Source organism: Prosthecobacter sp. (assembly GCF_044222345.1).
Lineage (GTDB): Bacteria > Verrucomicrobiota > Verrucomicrobiia > Verrucomicrobiales > Verrucomicrobiaceae > Prosthecobacter.
This window is the reverse complement of record NZ_JBGANL010000051.1, coordinates 1-20,087: the sequence shown is the minus strand read 5'-3', so window position 1 is coordinate 20,087 and position 20,087 is coordinate 1. Positions and strand designations below refer to the sequence as shown.

Below are 20,087 nucleotides of genomic sequence, written 5' to 3'. Positions count from 1 at the left end.
GTCCGTCAGGAGAAGCTGGGGGCATTGATTTGTAACGCCTGCGGGCTGACGGGCATGCCGTCAGGATGGGGGTTGGGGGAGTCAGGTGGTGGGTGTGGTGGTGCCTATGGGCTTCGCAGGCGGGGGTGGGGGAAGGAATCTTTTAATCAACCCCGCCCCTTAATCGGGTTATATGTCTCTTGAGGTTTTTGGGAGATGTCGCGACGCGACATGATGCGACAAATTAGCCGCCAGCTGTGTCGTTCTCGCTTTGACACTGTCGCTCCGTCGTAAAACGCGACATGGCAGCAACGAAATCCAGGGCGATGGCAGCGGTGGTCCGGGCCTATGCCCTGAGCATCGGCAAAGACGTGCGCACCGCCCAGCGACACGTTGCCGCCAATCACCCCGACTGGCAGCGCTTCAATCAGGTCACCATGATCGCGGCAGTGTCGCAGCCAGTCACACAGCCCATGAGCCAGGCCCAAGTCGGCGTCATGGCCTCCGCCTCCCCGCTCGCCCCGCCCGATCTCCCCACCGAGCTCCGCGTCCCCGACTCCCAGCTCGCCGAGCCCGAGCGCATGCTCAAAGCCTCCTGGATGCTTTGGAGCCAGCACTTCGAAATGTGGCTCCGCTGCCTCGGCGGCGTCGACAAGCTCGGCGCCACCATCCCCCCAGACCAGGCCATGGCCTGCGTCCACGCCAACATGCTCATCAAGCTTCGCGCCGACTACGAGAAGGCGCTGCAAAAGCACACCCAGTGGCTCATCGACACCCGCCGCCTCATCCCCGCCAATGAGTTCGCCACCTTCCGCTCCGGCTTCCTCATCCCCCTGCGCAATCTCATGCAAAACATGCCAGCCGAAGCCGCGCCCCTCATGAACCCCCAGGATCAGGCCACCGCCATTCGCGGCGGCAACAACTGGCTCCTCAACCGCTTCAATCCGCAGCTGCAGCAGGCCATCGACGCCCTCGATCAGCTCTGCCCCTCCGCCCGCGCCGCATGAATGAAATTTTCGACAGGCCAGAATACAGCGACCTGCTGCCGAAGCCTGGCACCTACCTTCGACGTTGCCTCGACAGCATCCGCAATCCACGCCGCCATCGCTGGAATTCCTATCTGCGAGCCTGTAAAAAAATCCCGCTCAGTTCCCCTGTTCACGGCAGCACCCATTTCGATCTAATCAATCAGCGCCGCGTCGCAATGATCACCGCAGCCGGTCGCACTCAAACGTGGGACACCCTCGATGCAGACCCCGAATTCATCGCCCTTCAAAACGCCGCCAGTGAATGGAATTGCGGCCAGCTCATCGCAGGAAACTTTTTGAATGGCCGGCTTCTTCGGCGGTTGGAAAAACTCCACCCCTCCGCCCGCGCCGCATGAGCTCCCGCCTCGCCAGCTTCCTCCGCGAAGACTTCGCGTTCGAGCTCGCCCCGCCCGTCACCGACTGGTGCGAGCAAAACATCGTGCTCCCCCCCAGCATGGCCCCCGCCTCCTCCGGGCCCTTCAGCACACGCCGCCGTCCCATGATGCGCGAGATCTTGGAATGCGGCCACCCCTCCAGCGGCGTCCGCTCCCTCACCCTCACCGCCGGTTCCCAGTGGGGCAAGACCACCTGCTGCGTCCTCATTCTCGCCTATCGCATCCCGCATTCTCCCATGCCCTGCCTCATCCTCGGCAACTCCGAAGACTGGCTCAAAACTGAAATCAGCGAAAAGCGCCTCGGCGCCCTCATCGAAGCCAATCACTCCCTGCGCATTCACAAGCCCTTCGACTCCTCCAAATTCCGCAAGCTCGCGATGGAAATGTCCGGCGGCTACATCGTCTTCGAAGGCATCAATTCGGACACCTCCACCTCCGGCTCCACCCAGGGCATCGTCTACATCTGCGAAGCCGCCAAAGTCCAGCACCACGAAAAAGAGCAGACCCCCGAAGCCCACCCCATCAAACTCGCGTTCGAGCGCACCAAAGAATTTCGCGGCCTCGAACTTCAGATGATGGATTTCACGCCTAACACCCCGAATCACCTCGCGTGGAAGACCTACCTGCGCGGCACCCAGTCCCACTTTCACATTCCCTGCCCGCACTGCGGCGAGTTCTTCGCCTTTGAATTCGAAGTCCGCCGGGGTGGCGAAAAAGCCGCCGACGACGAACTCGAGAACGTCCTCGAAGAAGAGCAAACCCGCGCCGTCTCCGATGACTACCGCTCCCTCATCTGGTCCCCCGCCGCGCACCGCGCCGATGGCTCTTGGGATCTCGACATCGTCCGCCGCACCATCCGCTACATCTGCCCGCACCACGGCTGCGAGATCACCGACGACGACAAGCTCGGCATGATCGAAAAATACGAAGTCGATCATCACAATAAAAACGCACCTCTCTCAGACCGCAGCTACCGCGTCCCCTCCTTCTACGCCCCCAAGATGACCTTTGGAGATATGGCCAAAGAGTTCCTCGAAAAAGGCGATCTCATCACCACCGGCCTGCAAAACTTCTACAACAGCTACCTCGCCCTCCCCTGGTCCATTCTAGCCTACAACATCACGGACAAACACATTCTGGCACTCAAAGGAGACTACGCACGCCGCATCGTCCCCACGATGCCCGCCGTCATCTTCCTCACCGCCGACCCCGGCGAAAAAGCCACCCACTGGGCCGTCATCGCCGTCATGGCCAATGGCGATCTTTACTACATCGACTGGGGCAGCGTCACCGCAGAGCGCGAACTCAACTCCAAAGAATTCATGCAGGCCCGCCAGTATTACCTGGCCGGCACCAATCAAAAGCTCCAGCCCCAGAAAGGCTTCATGGATTCCTCCTGGAACACCGAAGAAGTCTACGACGTCTGCGAAGCCAGCGACGGCTTCTGGTGGCCCGTCAAAGGCGAGCCCAAAGCCATCGGCACCTGGAACGAAACCCGCGCCGCCTCCCGTCCCGACCTCAAGCTCTACACCTATTCTGACACCCAGCTCAAAGACGAATTCTACGGCCGCCGCATCCAGCGCAAAAAAGGCCCCCGCGTCATCATCCCCATCGACTACGACCACGATCTCAAAGAGGGCCTCAGCAACCAGCAAAAAGACCGCCAGACCGGCCAGTGGAAACGCATCCCCCAGGACCACCTCGGCGACTGCGGCAAATACGGACTCCTCGGCTCCCAAATCGCCCGCGCCGCCGGTCTCCTGAAGTTTTAATCCAACCCATGAAAACACCACCTTTCCTCACCGAGCTCCTCTTCGCCCCCGGCCAGCACCCGCACTCCATCGGCGTCGTCATCGTCCCCACTTTGGCGGAGATGCACCAGATACTCGAATCATCCGGAGCCTCAACACCCCACATCATCGAAGCAGGTGGCGGGCCGCCCCGCGCTGCGTTCTGGTGCGATTACGAAAGCGAAAACAAAACCAAACTCGGCTACGTCATCTTCGCTGGTGAAGCATTGAACCCCGCCATCATGGTTCATGAGCTCACTCACGCTGCCTCCTTTTTTGTCACCTGCTACGTCATGAGGAGTAAAGCAGTCCAGGCCAAAGAGATTGAAGAGCAACACGACTACTTCGATGAAGCGCTGGCCCATACCATCGAAACCATTTTTGAGCAGCTCTTTGAATTCGTTTACACCGCAGCGCCCATCAGCCACCGCTTCATTCCATGAGCCAAACCTTACCCCACTACTCCAACCCAACGCCACCACGCCACCACGCTACAACAAGCTATTTGGCGGTGTAAAACTAGACCCATACCGCATCCTGCTTCAATACGGCATCACGCATCCGGCATTGCAGCACGCGATTAAAAAGCTTCTCCGTGCGGGCAATGACCCCCACCAATCACTTGTTGAAGACATCGACGAAGTGATTGGCGCGCTGATGCGAATGAAAGAGATGATTGAGGAAGATACCATCAACACCTGATTCATTGACACCCCTCCACCCCCATGGCTGCCAATCTCTCAGAGCTCACCGACGACTACCTCTTCCGCGCTAGAAACAAATACCCGGCCACCGACTACACCGCGCAGAAGCTCTGGCTCTACGAACTCTATGAGCAGTTCGCCGAAAATGGCGACGCCGAAGTCACCGCCACCACCTTCAAAGGCAGCTCCAGCACCCTCCAGTTTCGCAGCGCCACCCCCGAAGACCACCGCCTCGCCCTCAAAGCCGCCATCGAAAAACTCGAAGACCTCATCGCCGGAGCCACCGCCGAATCCTTCCGCAAACCCTTCGGCATCCGCTGGACCTCCGCCCCCGCCATCGCCCTCGACAACGCCGCTTCCTAAAGCCCATGGCCCGCCTCAAAACACCCCGCTCCACTGCCGCCAAAGCACCCCGGACCGTCGCCCAAAACTCCGCCGGAAACCTGCCCGCCTCCACCGGCAGCACCCGCACCTATCCCATTTATCAGCCCTGGTCCTCCAAAGAGATCGAGCGCATGCAGAAGTCACGCGATCGCGTGCAGATCTCCCGCTTCCTGCAGGAAAAAATCCCCCAGCTTGAATACGCCTGCCAGTCCCTCCCCCGTGAAGCCACCGGCAAAGGCATCGCTCTGAAGTCCGTCTCCGCCAATCGCGACTTCGCCAAAGCCGCCACCGCCCACTTCCGCCTCTGGGCAGATAGCCCCGCCGTCGATCTCCGCAAAGAAAAAACCTTCTACGATCTCCAGCCCCGCTGGCTCTCCGCCATGCTCGGCGAAGGCGAATGCCTCCCGCAAATCGTCATGGGAGACGAAACCACCCAGCAGTGGTCCCTCCATGATCGCTCCCGCCGCGCCATCCAGATCCAGACCTTCCTTCGCGATCAGCTCACCTCCGGCAATCAAACCACCGCGCAAATGACCGATGGACGCTGGATGGACGGCCTCAAGTTCAATCAGCTCGATCAGCTCACCACCGTCCGCATCAACACCAGCACCGGACCCCTCTACAGCCAGCCCACCCAGTTCACCGACATCCAGGTCTACAATCAGTTCGGCCAGAAGACCATCTTCCACCTCAAAAACGACCGCCGCTTCAATCAATACCACGGCGATCCCGCCGTCTTCCAGAGCAACGAAAACCTCCTCGACTACCTCGATCTCCAGGCGCTCAGAAAGCACTCCGCCAAAGTCCGCTCCACCCTCATGGGAGCCACCACCACCCGTGATGGCAAAACCCTCAAGTCCATGCAAAACATCATGGTCTCAGAGCAAACCGGCACCCCCGCCACCGACACCGGCCGCCGCTTTGTCGAGATCGGCGAAGGTGCCGTCTTCCTCCCACTATCCAGCGACGAAGCCTTCAACTTCTTCACCTCCAACACCGAAGCCGTTCCCTTCCGCGACATCCTCCAGGATCTCCTCTACCCCTTCATCTTCGGCTTTGGCTATCCGCCCGAGTGGATCTTCATGCGCGGCAAAGTCGGCGGCACCGAATACCGGGGACTCATCGAGCAAGTCCGGCGCGCCCACCAAAACCTCCGCCTCCTCCTTCAGCCCCTCCTCCAGTGGATCTGGGAAAAAGTCATCGGCAATGCCATGATGAAAGGCGGCGCACTGGAGCAGTTCGCCACCGTCGAAGACTGGGCCGCCGTCGATCAAATCGCCGATCCCGATCCCTCCGTCGATCTCGGCCGCGACAACAAAGGCGACATGGAGCGCATGGACGCCAACCTCCTCACCGCCGCAGATTACATCGAAGCCCGCTACGGTCACGACGCCGACACCGTCCGCAAAGCCAGCGTCCGCGAAAAAATCGACCTCGTCGCCTACGCGGTGGACTACGGCAAACAAGTCAACGTCCCCGCCTCCATCGCCACCATCCTCGCCATCCCATCCCCCAAACTCCAGGCCGCCTCCGGACTCGTCGCCGCCCTCAGCCCCGAAACCATCGCCGCCGATCTCGCCGCCGCTTCTGCGCCTGCGGCTTAATGCTCCCGCTTTGACATACCAGAACCCATGTGAAAAACACATGGTTCAACATCGCCCGCAATGCGGCCTCCGCCGACTCCATCACCATCGACATCCACGATGAAATCGGTTACTGGGGCGTCACCGCCAAAGACTTCGTCGCGCAGCTCAAAACCGTCAGCGGCATCCAAAACATCACGCTGAATCTCGACTGCCCCGGTGGCGACTGCAATGACGGCTTCACCATCTACGACGCCCTCAAAAACTCCGGCGCGCAGATCACCGTCAACATCACCGGCCTCGCCGCCTCCATGGCCAGCGTCATCATGCTCGCCGGAAACACCATCCGCATCGCCGAAAACGGCCGCGTCATGATCCACCGCGTCACCGGCGGAGCCGTTGGCAACACCGACGATCTCGCCGCCGCCGCCTCCATCACCAAGCAGTTCGAAGACCGCATCGTCTCCCTCTACGTCTCCCGCACCGGCAAAGACGAAACCGCCATCCGCGATCTAATGAAAGCCGAGCTCGGCACCTGGTTCTTCGGCCAGGAAGCCGTCGATGCCGGCTTCGCCGACAGCATCATCACCGGAGCCAAGGCCAAAGCCTTCCAGCCCAAGTGGGCCAACAAGTTCCGCATGCTCCCCGCCGCCCTCTTTGACACCCCATCTCCAGCTACGCCACCGCGCATCTCCATGAAAAACCTCATCAAACTCGCCGCCCTCCTCGGTGTCACCGGAATCCCGGCTGATGCCACCGAAGCCCAATTCGAAGCCGCTTTGGACGCCCACAAACCCAAAGACAAAAACGTCGTCATCGACTTCGAAGACGAAGCCGTGAAGACCGCCTTCAAAAACTTCATCACCGCCGAGACCAAAACTCTCACCGACAAAATCACCGCCGTTGAAGCCGAAAACACCCGCCTCAACGCCCTCATTAAAAACGGCGCCGCAGGCTCCGCCGGAGGCAATCCCCCCATCGCAGGCGCAGGCGGCGCCGGAGCCGATGCCGCCAAAACCAAAACCCGCGCCGAGTTCAACGCCCTCAGCGCCGCAGCCCGCGCTCAGTTCTTCAAGGACGGCGGCAAACTCACCGACTGATCACCACGCAGCAAACCCTTCACATCTCCACTTCATCCCACATCATTCCATGAAACTCTTCAACGCCCTCATCACCATCATCACCGCCCTGGCCATCGTTGCCATGGCCGCCACCGGCCATCTCGCCCATGCGCTGCTTTCCACCGCCGCCGTATCGCTGATTCTTCACGGCATCAACAGCCCGCAGATGAAAGCCTCCGGCCATCTCTGCCTCAACACGCTGACCAACCTCATCCCCGACGTCTACGCCGCGCTGGATGTTGTCAGCCGTGAGCTCACCGGCTTTATTCCCGCCGTTCAGCGCGATCCCCGCGCCGATCGCTGCGCTCTGAATGCCACCATGCGCAGCTCTGTTGCTCCGGCCAATACGGCTGGCGGAGACGTCACTCCCGCCATGGCTCTGCCTACGGCAGCCTACCAGACCATCGGCAACAAAACCTTCACCATTCAAAAGTCCCGCTTCATGCCCTTCTCCTGGACCGGTGAAGAACAGGGCAATGTGCAGACCGGCCCCGGCTATCTCACCATCCAGCAGGATCAGATCGCCCAGGCCATCCGCGCCCTCGTGAATGAAATGGAAACCGACATCGCCACCTACGGCTACCTCGGCGCATCCCGCGCTTACGGCACCACCGCTGGCACAGCCCCGGTTCTGGCAGACTTTGCCAACGCCAAAAAGATTCTCGATGACAACGGCGCTCCCATGTCCGACCGCCATGCCGTGATCGATACCACTGCAGGCGTTGCTCTGCGCGGCACCTCAAATCTCTTCAAGGTGAATGAATCCGGCGACGAGACTCTTCTCCGCCAGGGCATTCTCGGGAATCTCTACGGGATGGACATCCGCGAATCCGCTCAGATCCAGACCCCCGCTGCAGGCACCATGGCATCCGCTACCTCCACTTCTGCCGCTTTCACGGTGGGCCAGACGGTGATCCCTCTCGCCACGGCCGGCACCGGTGTTGTGGCAGCAGGTGACATCATCACCTTCGCCAATGACACAAACAAATACGTCGTGGCATCCGTCTCCTTTGCTGGCGCAAACCCAGCCTCCGGCGACTCCATCACTCTGGCCGCCCCCGGTCTGCGCAAAGCACAAGGTGCCGCCACCCGCGCCATCACCGTCTTTACCGCCTCCGCCCGCAATCTGGTCTTCGCCCGCAATGCCATCCTCCTCGGCACCCGCCTTCCAGCGCTGCCAGCAGAAGGTGACATGGCCACCGATCACCAGATCATCACCGATCCCCGCACCGGCCTTTCCTTTGAGCTCAGCTGCTATCCCGGCTATCGCATGGTCACCTACCATGTCAGCATCGCCTGGGGTGTCGCAGTCATGAAGCCAGAGCATCTCGCCACGATCATCGGCTAACAAATCACCGGTCAAGCACCGGCTTCATTGGGCAGTATAGCACAGCAAAGCCACACGCCGTTCCTTTTGGTTGGGGGAGCGGCGTGTTTTTTCATGCTTTGACACCGCGCTTCCCGCATGTCCGCCACCGCCCACTTCATCGCCGCCGAAAAGCTCCAGGCCCGAAGCATCGGCGCACCCGGCACCCTCCTCATCGACGGCATCCGCTGCCCCGCCCGCATCTTCACCGAGCGCGGCACCAACTACACCGACCTCGGCGGCAAGATCCAGCACCGCAAACTCAGCGCCATCATCCTCTGCGCCCACCTCCCCAAAGCCCACGTCCTCACCTCCACCGGAGAGACCCGCCCCCAGCTCATCACCCACCTCGAAACCAGCACCCAATACCGCATCGACACCGGCGGCGTCGATCTCTCCCCCCACGGCGTCTACTGGACCCTCGAAGCCGCCCAGCCCACCGCTCAATAGCAGACCATGACCACCTGCCAAGTCCACCTCGGCACCCTGCTCAAACGCCTGCGCCAGGTGCCGCGTGATGCGCAGCGCATCATCGAAACCGCCATCGACACCGATGCCAAAGGCTTCCTCAAAGACATCGTCGCCATCACCCCGCCCTCCATGGGCAAGGCCAACAAAGAATCCCAGCGCCGCGGAGAGAATGCCATCATTCACGATCTCTTGGGCACGCGCAGCGGTGGAGGACGCCGCACCGGCGGAGTCTTCGTCGTCATGGCCGATGAAGTCGTTAACAAAGCCACCATCGGCTCTCAAAACGTCCGCCTCTTCGCCACCAAAGACGGCAAAGTCTACGGCTGCGACACCCGCTTCTTTAAACCGTATGCCACCGTCGATGAAATGTTTGCTTACCACCAAAGCAAACGCCTCAAAAGCGGCCGTGTCTCAGAAGCTGGCGGCCGCACCCGTGATGTCGGACGCTGGAAATTCATCGATCAAATGATCGTCTCTGCCAGCGCCTGGAATCGTTACCGCAAGTGGATCATTCAGCGCGTCGGCATGCTCGCCGCCGGTTTCAATGCCGCCGCCCAAAAGCTCGGTGTGCCCCTCCCAGTTTGGATCAAACGCCACGGCACCGGACGCGGAGCCGTCAACATCCAGCGCTCCCTCGGCAGCTACTCCATCACCATCCGCAACAGCGTCCCCTACGGCAACAAGAACGATCTCCCCCGCCGCATCCGCTTCGTCCTCCAATCCGACAAACGCAAAAAGCGCCTCGCCCACCGCATCCGCGCCGAGATCCGCGTCGCACTCCGCAAAAACAAACTCACCGACTAAGTTTGACACCGCACGCTCCATCACAGGCCATCGCCTTCTGATCCTCCTCATCCTCCACCGCTTTCTTTTATGGCAGACAAATCCCAAACCGCCACCGCCGTCATTCCAGGCTCCAATGCCAGGCGCAAAACTGTGACGCTCGCTGAAGCCGTCACCGCAGGCCAGCCCGGCTATCTCACCACCTCCGGCACTGCTGGTCTCGCTGATGCCAATGTTTTGGCCAAAGCCGTCGTGGCTGGTTACTTTGAGCAGGGCGGCGCTCCCGGCCAGAAAGTCAATCTCATCAGCGAAGACGACGACGCCACGCTTGGCATCACCACTGCCATTGGAGACATCCTCATCCTCTCCGCCACCCCCGGAGCCATCGCTCCAGCGGCCGACGCTGTGGCCGGCATGTATGTCACCGTTCTCGGCGTCGCCAAATCCACCACCAAGGTCAACTTCAAGCCCCTCGCTTCCGGCGCACCTATCGCCGCCTGATTGATTTCCCCTGTCTCCTCGCCCCGCCCCATGCAGCGCCGGTGTCCGTCTCTCCACGGCACCGGCGCTTTCATTTTAACCCGCTGCCGCCATGCCCTCCCTCGCCCCCGCCGCCCACTTTTCCAAAGTCTTCCACGACTTCCTCTCCAGCGCCGCCGCCATCACCTACGGTGCGCCCGCTCTCGCCACCGTCCAGCGCAGGCACCTCACCAGTGAAGGAGCCATCATCAATCCCAATCTTCTCGTCGAATGCGAAGCCAACCCCGAAAGCACCGATGAGCTTTTGATGCTCACCGTCAAGCTGTCCCTCACCGTCCAGCTCGGCACCGAAACCGGCCAGACCACCGCCGCCCAGTCCGAGCAATGGCTCAAAGCCTTCCGCGCCCTCCTCGGTCAAGGCATCGATGCCTGGAACGCCTGGGACATCTGGATCTCCACCCTTAGCGATGCCGACAAGGCCGGATGGTTCGTCCAGCAGATCATGCCTGAAAAAACCGAAAGCGACCTCAACAAAGACACCAACGTTCTCACCCTCACCGCCCCCTACACCGTCTCCAGCTTCTGGAACAATTGAGCCGCCTTTGACATCCCGCAATCATCACCAAGGCAATCCCTGATCCCTCAATTCCCACGCCATGAATGAACACTACACCGCCGGAACCCGTCCCGGCTCCCTCATCTCCGAGAGCGGCCTCTTCCTCATGGACGACTTCACCGTATCGCCGAAACGCGATTACATGGACGTCATCGGCGTCCGCAATGCCGGTGAAGTCCCCCAGTCCCTCTACGCCGAAGGCTGGAACTCCCGCGTTGAAATCAAATTCACCGGCATGCCCATCCCCACCTCCGGCGGTGCATTCCAGGGACTCGCCGCACTCGAAGATGCCGATGTCGTCACCAGTCTCGGCAACCTCATCGACGACGAAGTCTTCGGCATCCAGCTCTCCATGGGCACCATCCAGAGCCGCGATCCCGAATTCAAAAAATCCCGCACCGGCAAAGGCCGCGAGTTCACCTTCAATCTGATGCACTGCCCCTACATGTAAGCAGTCCAGGTGGCCCCGCCACTCCCATCCCCTGACGATCACCCCTCTTCACGAACGCGTGATCGTCCCCCACGATCACGCGTTTTTGTTTTTTCAATTCCCTATGGACCTAGCCTGGCAAACCACCCGCAACACCTACGAAGCCGCCGCGCTCAATTCCCTCAAGATCGGCGTTCGGCCCGTCACCATGCGCCGCAACCAAAGCGATGCCCATGACATCACCGACTGGAATCTGCAGCCCGCCAGCGAAGACGGCCGCTACAACACCAGCGAACTCCGCCAGTCATTCAATGCTGGAAATCCCAAGGGCCTTCTCGCCACAGAAACCCTTCATCCCTACCTTCTGGCACTTCGTGCCATGCACAACCGCAGTCTCCTCATCGACGCGCAGAATGGCCGCAGCATGCGCAGCATCGAGGCCGCCCCCGGCTCCTGGATTCTCGAACCCGGCCACGCCGTTCCCTCCGACCTCATCGGCGATTACATCGAAACCGTCGATCAAGACCGCGCCATCGCCCTCATCGGCCTCGGCTCCGCCATCATCCAGATCACCGGTCCCAAAGGCAGCCACATTTACCGCCTCACCCGCCTTTCCCTTCAGTCCAAACTCCTCCCCACCACACCCCGCGCCGACAACGGCACCTGGTCCATTCTCCACCGCATGCAGGGCGTCTTTCCCGCCCATGCCGAAACCCACTTTGGCCGCCAGCTCCACGCCCTCCATTGCCTGCGCGAACTCCGCAAAAACCAATACACCAGCCGCTTCATCATCATCAATCACCGCACCCCTTTCCACAAAGGAGCCGCCGTGAATGAAAAAGCCAGTTCCGAAGACAAAGCCCGCGTCCAGCGCGTCCTCGGCAAAAAAATCGAATAAGCATCCCGAGCCATGACCCAGCGCAGCGATGCCCTCTTCACCGTCGTCACCGATCACGACCTGCACGACACCAAATTCCGGGCCGTCCACTACATCGGCAATGACCACGTCGATCTCCAGATCCCGCACAACTCCCATCGCTTCCGCACCGTCCACCTCGGCCTCTCCCATCTCCGTGAATGGAGCTACCGCCTCCACCGTTTCTACCGCGACATCACCGCCGCCAATCCCGAAAACCCCACTGATTATCAGATATGAACCTCCCCGCAGACATCCCCGCACCGCCACCGCCCAGCTCCACCGCCATTCCAGACGGAAACCTCATCGATACCCCGCCGCCTGTCACTGCCAAACAACGCGCCGAAGACTTCAACAAACGCTTCTTTTGGCATGGCCAGGAGCTCCGTTACAGCGTCGCCAGCGAGTTTTATTACCGGGAGCTCCGCACGCACATGAATGCACCCTCTCTCCACACTTACAGAAACGTCGGAGACTTCACCCCGGAAGGATCTCGCGTGCTTTATTGCTCATCTCTCACCCCCAAAGACATCAGCGCCCTGCAGTTGCTGCCGCATGAAAAACAAATCGAGCGCTACCATGCCTGGGTGGGGAAAAACATCGCCTTCCATGAGCTCATTGAAGCCTCAGAATTGGGTGTTGAAATCAACAATGCCATCACCCGCGCCATGACCAAGCCTTTGGAAACCGAGGAGGATGAAATCGACGGCATGGGAAACTAGCCAGCCCGCCTGAGGAATGCGACCTCCTCGGAGACCTTGCCAGCTTCCTCGGGTGGGATCAAGACACCCTCCTCAATCTCCCTTATCACCAGGCTTTGTATTATCAGATCAAAGCCCGCGCCCGCCGTGGCATGCTCAGTGAGTGGGTGCTCTGACCGTATTGACACACCCTCACCATTAACTTCTGACGATTTCCATGGGTGACGACGCAACCGTAAAATTTGGCTACGATGGCAAGGCGCTCAACGCCGGGATGGCCGCGCAAGAGCGCCAGTTCACCCAGCACGCTTCCAAGATCGAAAGCACCTGGAACCGCATGGGGAAGGGGCTCAATCGCGGCATCGAGTCCGCCTTCAGCCTCACTTCTGCCGCCGCCGCAGTCGGTGTCACCGCTATTGTCGCTTATGGCAAAGCCACGCTGGAAACTTACGATCAAGTCGCCAGCGAATCCAAAAAGCTCAACACTTCCGCCGAAACCCTCCAGCGTCTCGGTGCCGCTGCGGAGATCCTTGGCAACACCGATCTCGAAACGCTTTCCAAAGGCATCCTCAAACTGCGCCGCCAGCTCATCGATGATCCCACCGGAGACATGGCCCGAGGCCTTGAAGAAATCGGCATCAAAGCCCAGGACTTCCTCCGCCTCGATGCCGATGCGCAAATGCTCACCTTGGCAGATGCCTTTGAAAAAGCCTCCGCCGATGGCCGCGCCCTCCCGCTGCTCACTGAAGCCATGGGCAAAGGCTTCGCCGAACTCATCCCCCTTCTCAGTGCCGGTCGTGGCGAACTAAAACGCTTCATGGATGAAGCCGTGGTGATGAGCGACTCCGCCGTCGCCGGAGCTGATGAACTCAATGACAAGTGGGATGTGATGGCTGGCAAAATTTCCCATGTCGCCAAAGCACTGGCTCTCGCCACCGCTCAAGGTGCCGCCGGATTGGTCAATGACCTCGGCAAAGCCACCGGCATGTTTGATCTCGGCATCGAAAAGCCCCAGGTCGATCACGATGGCTCCAAAGCCGCCGCCGCCAAAGCCGAAGCCGAAGCCAAGAACCAAGAAAAGCGCGATGCCGAAGCCACCGCCTCAGCGCAAAAGAAAACCGCCGAAACCGAGAAAGCCGCCGCCAAGAAAAAGGAGGAGGAACTCAAACGCATCGCCGCCGCGCAGCTCAAGCTCAACGAGACCCGCCAGAAAGCCGCCGAAGAAGAAATGACCACGGCGGAGCGCATCGCCGATGTGAAAAAGCGCCTTGAAGCCCCCGTCGATGCCACCAAGGACAAAGAGCAGCAGATCCAGGCCGAAGAAGAAAAGGTCAAGCTGCAGATGGAGCTCAACCGTTTGCTCAAAGAGCAGACCAGCGAAACCAAACGCGCCGCCGACGAAGCCGACGCCGCCGCCCGCAAACAACAAGACCACGAAAAGCAATCCCTCAAGGACCACGAAGACCGCCAGCGCCGCCAGAAGGATCTCGACACTTCCCGCAACGACAGCATGCGCAGCCTCGAAGAGCTCCGCCTCCGCGCCCGTGGCAATGACAAAGGTGCTGACAAACTCCTCAAAGAAAAGCGCATCGAAGACATCGCCAAATCCTATCGGGGCATGGGAGCCTCCGAAGAATTTGCGAGAAAGCAGGCTGAAGAAACCATCCGCCTTGAAGACAAGATCGAAGCCCGCCGCAGCGGCAAAGCTTCCCACATTGGCGGCGTCACCAAAAAAACCATGATGGGCAGCGGACTCGATCAGTTCAATCGCAACCAGGAGAAGGAATACGAGACCACCGATCCCGCACGTCCGGGATACAAGCGTGGTATGCCGCGCCCCAAATACGATGCCTTTGGCCGTGATTCCGCGCCCCTCACAAGCGCCCAGCGAACCGGGCGCTACATGGGCGGAGAAAAAGCAGGCACCCGCTCCTACAGCCAGACTGAAACCTACAAAAATGCCCGCGATAAAAATGAAGCCGCCAGCGGTGGTGGCTCTGTCGTGGCAGAAACACGAAAAAGTAATGAGCTTCTTGCAGACATTAAGGAGGCGCTGGTATGAGCCCCTATTTTAAAGCAGGCACACTCCCCGTCTGGAGGCACCCCATTCTTCTGCGCAAACGGCTCAGCGCCATTGATTCTCTCAGCGGCACTTATTACACCGATCGCACCACGGTGCTCAATCCCGGCGATGCGGTGCCTGGTTATCCCGGCATGATCATCATGGATCTCGATCCCATCGACACCGGCGTCTCCATCGCCTACGGCATCCAGGCGGAGGGCAGCCTCGACAACACGCTCCCCACCAAGACGCTGCAGCGTAGCGAAAGCCGCAGCATCGGTGCTTCCTTTGAAAGCTTCCAGGAGCGCAAGGTATCCTGGCTCACAGCCCGCCAGGCCATCACCGGAGTCGCCAGCACCGATGTCATTTCCACCGCTTCAGCGCATGGCCTTTCCGATGGCGCACGCATTTGCTTGCTTAGCCTTACCGGCGGCAGCGGACTCACCTCTCAGAGCTTGACCCAGCTCGCTCCAGTTTACTGGGTGCGTGATGCCACCTCCACCACCTTCAAAGTTTCCGCCACCAGCGGCGGCAGCGCGGTGGACTTCACCACAGATATCACCGCAGGCTATTTCATGGTAGCCGAATTCTGCCCAGGCACACCGCACCCGGACTGGCCGAACATGTATCTCACCGAGTGCCGTCTCTCGGACTCCCTCACGCCGTGGCGCGAAGCGGACTGCGTTTATGCCGGCAAGATGTGGGATAAACCCTACCACCGCGTCATCATCGTCAATGATCAGCAGATCAACAGCAGCGAAAAGGTAGCGCTCTCCGGCCTCGTCGATGGCGATTCCTCCCTGCGCTACCGCGCTGTCGATCTCCCCGAGATCGTCATCACCGATACCTACGTAGACACCGATGCGCTGCCCACCGCTTACATTCCTTCTTCCCATAGCGAAACTGGCGGCACTCCGCCCAATCCGCCCTCGCTGCGCAGCCTCAGCATCACCGGCACCGATGACGAGCTCGTTTACCAGTGGCCCAATGGCTGGTCCTTGATCGCCACGCAAAACGTCGAGACCCTCAACAGTGGCATTCCTTTGACCATCTACACCAAGGTTTACCGTTACAAATGGCCTACGCTGCCACGCTAACACGCCATGCTCAGCTCCGCCAAAAAGCCCACCGTGCATCTCCCGCCGATCCCTCGTGGCCTGGGATCATTCAAGCGCTGGGTGGCGGCCTCCTTGCGCCGCATCGCCGCTGCCGCCGGAGTATCCGTGCAAATTGACGGCGCAGAATCCAGCAGCCTGCTGGCAGACGGCTCCCTGCGTTTCAAGGTCGGCACTGGCGGGGCGGCTGCAACCCAGGGCCTCGATGTCGGCAACGATGGCACTGTTGTCGCGGCAACGATCATGGGGATCATGCCCACCATTGGCGGAACCACTCTGGACACCGTGCCTGCGCCGACGCTCACCATTGCCAGCAGTGGCACCAAATACATCGTGGTCACGGTCGCGGGCACCTTTGATCTCAAGGCGAGCACCTTTGTCCTGCCGACCTACAGCGGCACGCCCACAGTCACCATCGCCGTTGACACCACTGATCCCGGCTATGCGGGCACGCACAACGTGGCCTCCGGCACTTTTAAATTCCTCCTCGCCACCTTCGTCGATGGTGTGAAAACGTTGCAAAACGGCCACGGCCCCATCACCGCTGAAATATGCGACAACCTCAAAGCCGAGGCCAAGGCCAACCTCAACCTCACCTGGGCCAGCGCATGAGCTGCGAATGCTACGTCGGTGCGGTGAAGGTGGAATACGCGGTGAGCCCGCTGGTCACCGCCGTGGCCTGCGCGTATCAGACCGACAACGCCGGGTATTACGACATCAGCGGCACGTATGTCCCGTCTGGCTCTGGTCATAATGACCGCGTGTTTGGCACGCTGAAAACCACCAGCTACAACACGAATGGCAACTACTGGGTGCAGTTGGATGCCAGCACCGACATCAGCATCAATTCCGGCGCGTCCTGCCCCACTGAAGTCGAAACGACAGACTATGATCCTGGGTTCAATTACGGCACTTCCACAGGCCCTTCTCGCAATGAGTATTCCAACCCCGTCTATGGCACCGATCTAGTCAGCTACGCCGCAGCCAATGCCACCTATGGCTCCTGGCAGCCACGCCTGATTGCGGCAGAAGTTTTTGCCCAACCGGCATCCAACGCGGTCGATTACCAGGCTACCAACACGACCTTCGACTATGGAAGCACCGAATACGCCATTTACTCCGGTCCGGACACGATCAGCTATGCCAGCGTGAAGAAGATCAAATTCCGCTTCTCCCTCGCCGGTCCCCAGCTCCCCGTGAAGATCAAATACGACCTCTACAACGTCACCGACAGCGCCGCCGTAAGCACCGACAACGTCATCAATCTTAATACAGGCAATCCCTCCGAAGAAGTCGAGCTGCCCCTGACCGCCAGCAAAGCCATCCGCATCCAGAACGTCCGCTTCTGGTTCTGCCCCTTCCACGTCTAATTGCCGGTTTGACACGCGGGCGCAGTCGTGGAATTCGACATTTTCGTCAATACAACGCGCAAACAGGCCCGTGCCGCCATCACGGGGATCGGCGTGCCCACCGTGGCGCCCATTTATCAGATGCACCTGGCGCTGAATGTCTCCTTTTTCGCGGAAGGTTCAGACGCCGCGCTGCTCGATGGCTCTCCTTCGTTCGTGGTCTGCTTCAAGGACGCCACCGATCCCGAAAGCGCCGTGCTGCTGCAGCTCACCGCCGCGACGGCCACCGGCACCACCGGCTACACCTTTGAGTGGAATTACATCGACTCCGTCCCTCTTGCCGCGCTGCTCGGGAAAAACGCCAGCGTGCCCGTCGTGCTGCAAATCGTCTGGGTCATCGACGGCGTGCGCGAAAGCGTGCAGATCCCCTGCAGCATCACCAATTCCTTCGCCAGAATCAGCGACACCGCGCCCGATTTCGCCCCCTTCCAGGCCAGCATCGATGCCGCCGGATACCTCCGCCTCGTCCTCCCAGACGGCACCGTTTACAACGTCGGCCTCAACACCGGAGAGCCACCCGCCTAGTTTTTCATCGCATGAGATACCATCCCCTGATTTGCCTGCTTCTCCTCACCACCTCCCTCTGTGCGCAGAGCGTGGGCCAATACGAGATCCGCAAACGCGGCACCACCGGCTACACCTCCTACGGCGTCACCCTCGCCAATGGCCAGGCTATCGGACAAATGGCCGGCGTCCCCGCAGCAATCACACCCCTCATCTCCAGTGATCTCGCCGCCTATCTCACCAGTGCCTCCGCCGCCGGCACCTATGAGCCTATCATCACCGCTGGCACCACTGCTCAATATTGGCGCGGAGACAAATCATGGCAGACGCTGAATGCATCCGCTGTCGGTTTGGGCAATGTCGAAAATACAAAGCTTTCGACATGGGGTGGCAGTTCCAATATTAACACTCTCGGGGTTATCTCCACGGGGACCTGGCAGGGTTCCAGCATTAGTAACAGTTATATCCAAGGATGGAACACCAAGCAGGATGTTATCACTTGGAGCACCGGGCTCACGAACACATTGGGAACGGTGACGGTGAATGGAGTTCAGCCATTGAGCCGTGCCACTAACTTCACCACCAATGGCTTCGTGAAAACCAGCAGTGGGAATGGCACGCTGATTGTGGATACCACGATTTATCAGGAATCCACAGGAACACTGGGGCTGGCTGGGTTCGCAAGTATTACCGGTATTCTTCCCAAGGCCAATGGCGGCACAGGAACCAGCACACCAGGGATCGTCGCGGGCTCCGGTATTTCCATCACTGGGACCTGGCCTAACCAGACTATCACCAACAGCGGCATCACCATCGGGTCTACAGCCATCTCGGGCGGCACCAGCGGCAGACTCTTGATGAGTGGTGCCACCATCGCTGAGCAGACTCTTGGCACCGGTGTGGCGACGGCTCTGGGGAATGCAGTAGATGCCAGCGGCGGACTGCTAACATATGGCATGATCGGAACCAGTGGCTCGAAGCTTCCTCTGCTGAATGCGGCGAACACTTGGAGTGCGAATCAAAGCGTGAATGGGCAGGTGAAAATCGCCGTTACATCGCCCGGATCGGGCACGGAAAATCTGGTGTTGCAGGGGTATGGGAAGGTTCTGAGCATCACGTATGATGGCTCTGCTGAGGCAGGATACATCAACGGAGACACCTTTGTTTATCCCAACTACGTTGGCGGTGGCGCTGGTCAAAGTGTTGCCTTGGGAACTAGTGCCGACACTGGCATCGTGCTCGGGTCAGCATCTGCTCTGCGCTGGGCTGGCACCACGTATTGGTATGGCACGCGGGATGTAGGTCTGTATCGTGACGGGGCGGGTGCTCTTGGCCAGAGAAATGACACTGCTGCGATGGCATATAGAGTGTATAACACGTGGTCATCTATGACGAACTGGGAGGCTTTCGTTATTGACTGGCAGACGACGGCGAACACGCTGCGACTTGGCACCGATGTGGGAAGTGGTGGCGGCACGGCGCGGGATATGCAGCTCATTCGCGGAGGCACTGTGAAGGCAACCATTGACGCAAACACGAACTCGAATGAGCAGCCGGTGAAGCTGAAGAGCTACATCGTCAGCGGCCTGCCTTCCGCATCGACATGTGGCGCTGGCAGCATGGCCTTTGTGACCGATGCCACGGCGACGACGGCCTACAGCACCGTGGCGGGTGGTGGCAGCAATAAGGTGCTGGTCATCAGCGACGGCACGAACTGGATCATCCATTGATTTTTAACCTCAACTCCAACGACATGAAACAGCACCTCGCACACCTCATCCTCGCGGCGATGGCCGCATTCACCCTGACGACCAAAGCTCAGCTCATTGATACCCCCAAGCCGGAGCCCACGGCGGCGGAACTGGCCGCGCAGAGTGTGGTCGATGCCGTCAATGCAGAGATCCTTCACCGCGTGGCGGTGCATCAAATTTGCTGGAATACGATCTGGAAAAACGAGCGCCCTGGGGCGACACCGGCAGCGGTGCTGGCGGCGTTGGGGACGAAGGCGGGGTTGATCTTTGCCTTTGCCTCCGAGAACCTCGATCACATCGACCGCTGTGCTCAAATTATTGGAAAGACACGCGCCGATTTCATCGCGGACGCTGACTGCATCCCGCCAGTGGCATTCACGGTGAGTGCAGACGGCATAGTGACCCTCAACTGATGGCGGGCAGCTTTCAATTTAACAACCGGCTAAACATCCATATGTCCATGACCTCCCATATCCCTCACGCCCTCGACAGCCTCGTT

Annotated in this window: 24 protein-coding genes; all 24 read left to right on the top strand. The window is 59.9% G+C overall.

All coding sequences use genetic code 11. The features are described 5' to 3' along the window. Nucleotides 1-281: 281 nt before the first annotated feature. The 24 genes from ACILSL_RS21435 to ACILSL_RS21320 all read left to right on the top strand — a co-directional run bounded on the left by ACILSL_RS21435 (nucleotide 282) and on the right by ACILSL_RS21320 (nucleotide 20,001). Complete coding sequence (locus ACILSL_RS21435) at nucleotides 282-986, top strand: hypothetical protein (RefSeq protein WP_395734109.1); 705 nt, start codon at nucleotides 282-284, stop codon at nucleotides 984-986. Continuing rightward, nucleotides 983-1,363: a hypothetical protein gene (locus tag ACILSL_RS21430; RefSeq protein ID WP_395734108.1), complete on the top strand. Its 381-nt coding sequence runs from the start codon at nucleotides 983-985 to the stop codon at nucleotides 1,361-1,363. Before ACILSL_RS21435 ends, ACILSL_RS21430 begins: the two co-directional genes overlap by 4 nt. Next, nucleotides 1,360-3,174 (top strand): terminase gpA endonuclease subunit, encoded by a 1,815-nt coding sequence (locus tag ACILSL_RS21425; protein WP_395734107.1) that lies wholly within the window; start codon nucleotides 1,360-1,362, stop codon nucleotides 3,172-3,174. The genes ACILSL_RS21430 and ACILSL_RS21425 overlap by 4 nt, the downstream gene beginning before the upstream one ends. An 8-nt stretch (nucleotides 3,175-3,182) precedes the next feature. Continuing rightward, nucleotides 3,183-3,635, top strand: coding sequence for a hypothetical protein (locus tag ACILSL_RS21420; RefSeq protein WP_395734106.1), 453 nt, complete (start codon nucleotides 3,183-3,185; stop codon nucleotides 3,633-3,635). Beyond that, complete coding sequence (locus ACILSL_RS21415; RefSeq protein ID WP_395734105.1) at nucleotides 3,586-3,894, top strand: hypothetical protein; 309 nt, start codon at nucleotides 3,586-3,588, stop codon at nucleotides 3,892-3,894. Before ACILSL_RS21420 ends, ACILSL_RS21415 begins: the two co-directional genes overlap by 50 nt. A gap of 23 nt (nucleotides 3,895-3,917) precedes the next feature. Continuing rightward, nucleotides 3,918-4,259: a hypothetical protein gene (locus ACILSL_RS21410; RefSeq protein ID WP_395734104.1), complete on the top strand. Its 342-nt coding sequence runs from the start codon at nucleotides 3,918-3,920 to the stop codon at nucleotides 4,257-4,259. 5 nt (nucleotides 4,260-4,264) lie between these two features. After that, on the top strand, nucleotides 4,265-5,884 hold the full coding sequence (locus tag ACILSL_RS21405; protein ID WP_395734103.1) for a phage portal protein: 1,620 nt from the start codon (nucleotides 4,265-4,267) through the stop codon (nucleotides 5,882-5,884). A gap of 29 nt (nucleotides 5,885-5,913) precedes the next feature. After that, nucleotides 5,914-6,963, top strand: coding sequence for a head maturation protease, ClpP-related (locus ACILSL_RS21400; protein WP_395734102.1), 1,050 nt, complete (start codon nucleotides 5,914-5,916; stop codon nucleotides 6,961-6,963). A gap of 49 nt (nucleotides 6,964-7,012) precedes the next feature. Next, nucleotides 7,013-8,332, top strand: a complete 1,320-nt coding sequence (locus ACILSL_RS21395; protein WP_395734101.1) for a P22 phage major capsid protein family protein — start codon at nucleotides 7,013-7,015, stop codon at nucleotides 8,330-8,332. 117 nt (nucleotides 8,333-8,449) lie between these two features. Next, entirely contained in the window at nucleotides 8,450-8,800 is a 351-nt protein-coding gene (locus ACILSL_RS21390; protein WP_395734100.1) for a hypothetical protein, read from the top strand. Nucleotides 8,801-8,806: 6 nt separating this feature from the next. After that, a complete protein-coding gene (locus tag ACILSL_RS21385; protein WP_395734099.1) occupies nucleotides 8,807-9,625 on the top strand; it encodes a hypothetical protein in 819 nt (272 codons plus the stop codon). A 69-nt stretch (nucleotides 9,626-9,694) separates the two neighbouring features. Then, nucleotides 9,695-10,105: a hypothetical protein gene (locus ACILSL_RS21380; RefSeq protein ID WP_395734098.1), complete on the top strand. Its 411-nt coding sequence runs from the start codon at nucleotides 9,695-9,697 to the stop codon at nucleotides 10,103-10,105. 91 nt (nucleotides 10,106-10,196) lie between these two features. Then, nucleotides 10,197-10,679 (top strand): hypothetical protein, encoded by a 483-nt coding sequence (locus ACILSL_RS21375; protein WP_395734097.1) that lies wholly within the window; start codon nucleotides 10,197-10,199, stop codon nucleotides 10,677-10,679. A gap of 61 nt (nucleotides 10,680-10,740) precedes the next feature. Continuing rightward, nucleotides 10,741-11,151 carry a hypothetical protein gene (locus ACILSL_RS21370; protein ID WP_395734096.1) on the top strand — a complete coding sequence of 137 codons (411 nt, stop codon included), beginning with the start codon at nucleotides 10,741-10,743 and terminating at the stop codon, nucleotides 11,149-11,151. A gap of 103 nt (nucleotides 11,152-11,254) precedes the next feature. Then, nucleotides 11,255-12,028: a hypothetical protein gene (locus ACILSL_RS21365; protein ID WP_395734095.1), complete on the top strand. Its 774-nt coding sequence runs from the start codon at nucleotides 11,255-11,257 to the stop codon at nucleotides 12,026-12,028. Nucleotides 12,029-12,040: 12 nt separating this feature from the next. Then, a complete protein-coding gene (locus ACILSL_RS21360; protein ID WP_395734094.1) occupies nucleotides 12,041-12,286 on the top strand; it encodes a hypothetical protein in 246 nt (81 codons plus the stop codon). After that, the gene (locus ACILSL_RS21355) at nucleotides 12,283-12,768 is read left to right on the top strand and encodes a hypothetical protein (RefSeq protein ID WP_395734093.1); all 486 of its coding nucleotides are present in this window, start codon (nucleotides 12,283-12,285) and stop codon (nucleotides 12,766-12,768) included. The genes ACILSL_RS21360 and ACILSL_RS21355 overlap by 4 nt, the downstream gene beginning before the upstream one ends. A 196-nt stretch (nucleotides 12,769-12,964) precedes the next feature. Next, a complete protein-coding gene (locus ACILSL_RS21350) occupies nucleotides 12,965-14,809 on the top strand; it encodes a hypothetical protein (protein ID WP_395734092.1) in 1,845 nt (614 codons plus the stop codon). After that, a complete protein-coding gene (locus ACILSL_RS21345; protein WP_395734091.1) occupies nucleotides 14,806-15,906 on the top strand; it encodes a hypothetical protein in 1,101 nt (366 codons plus the stop codon). Before ACILSL_RS21350 ends, ACILSL_RS21345 begins: the two co-directional genes overlap by 4 nt. A 6-nt stretch (nucleotides 15,907-15,912) precedes the next feature. Further along, the gene (locus ACILSL_RS21340) at nucleotides 15,913-16,536 is read left to right on the top strand and encodes a hypothetical protein (protein ID WP_395734090.1); all 624 of its coding nucleotides are present in this window, start codon (nucleotides 15,913-15,915) and stop codon (nucleotides 16,534-16,536) included. Beyond that, the gene (locus ACILSL_RS21335; RefSeq protein WP_395734089.1) at nucleotides 16,533-17,294 is read left to right on the top strand and encodes a hypothetical protein; all 762 of its coding nucleotides are present in this window, start codon (nucleotides 16,533-16,535) and stop codon (nucleotides 17,292-17,294) included. Before ACILSL_RS21340 ends, ACILSL_RS21335 begins: the two co-directional genes overlap by 4 nt. Before the next feature lie 27 nt (nucleotides 17,295-17,321). Then, the gene (locus tag ACILSL_RS21330) at nucleotides 17,322-17,858 is read left to right on the top strand and encodes a hypothetical protein (protein WP_395734088.1); all 537 of its coding nucleotides are present in this window, start codon (nucleotides 17,322-17,324) and stop codon (nucleotides 17,856-17,858) included. Nucleotides 17,859-17,869: 11 nt separating this feature from the next. Continuing rightward, entirely contained in the window at nucleotides 17,870-19,567 is a 1,698-nt protein-coding gene (locus ACILSL_RS21325) for a hypothetical protein (protein ID WP_395734087.1), read from the top strand. 23 nt (nucleotides 19,568-19,590) lie between these two features. Then, on the top strand, nucleotides 19,591-20,001 hold the full coding sequence (locus ACILSL_RS21320) for a hypothetical protein (RefSeq protein ID WP_395734086.1): 411 nt from the start codon (nucleotides 19,591-19,593) through the stop codon (nucleotides 19,999-20,001). Nucleotides 20,002-20,087 lie beyond the last annotated feature (86 nt).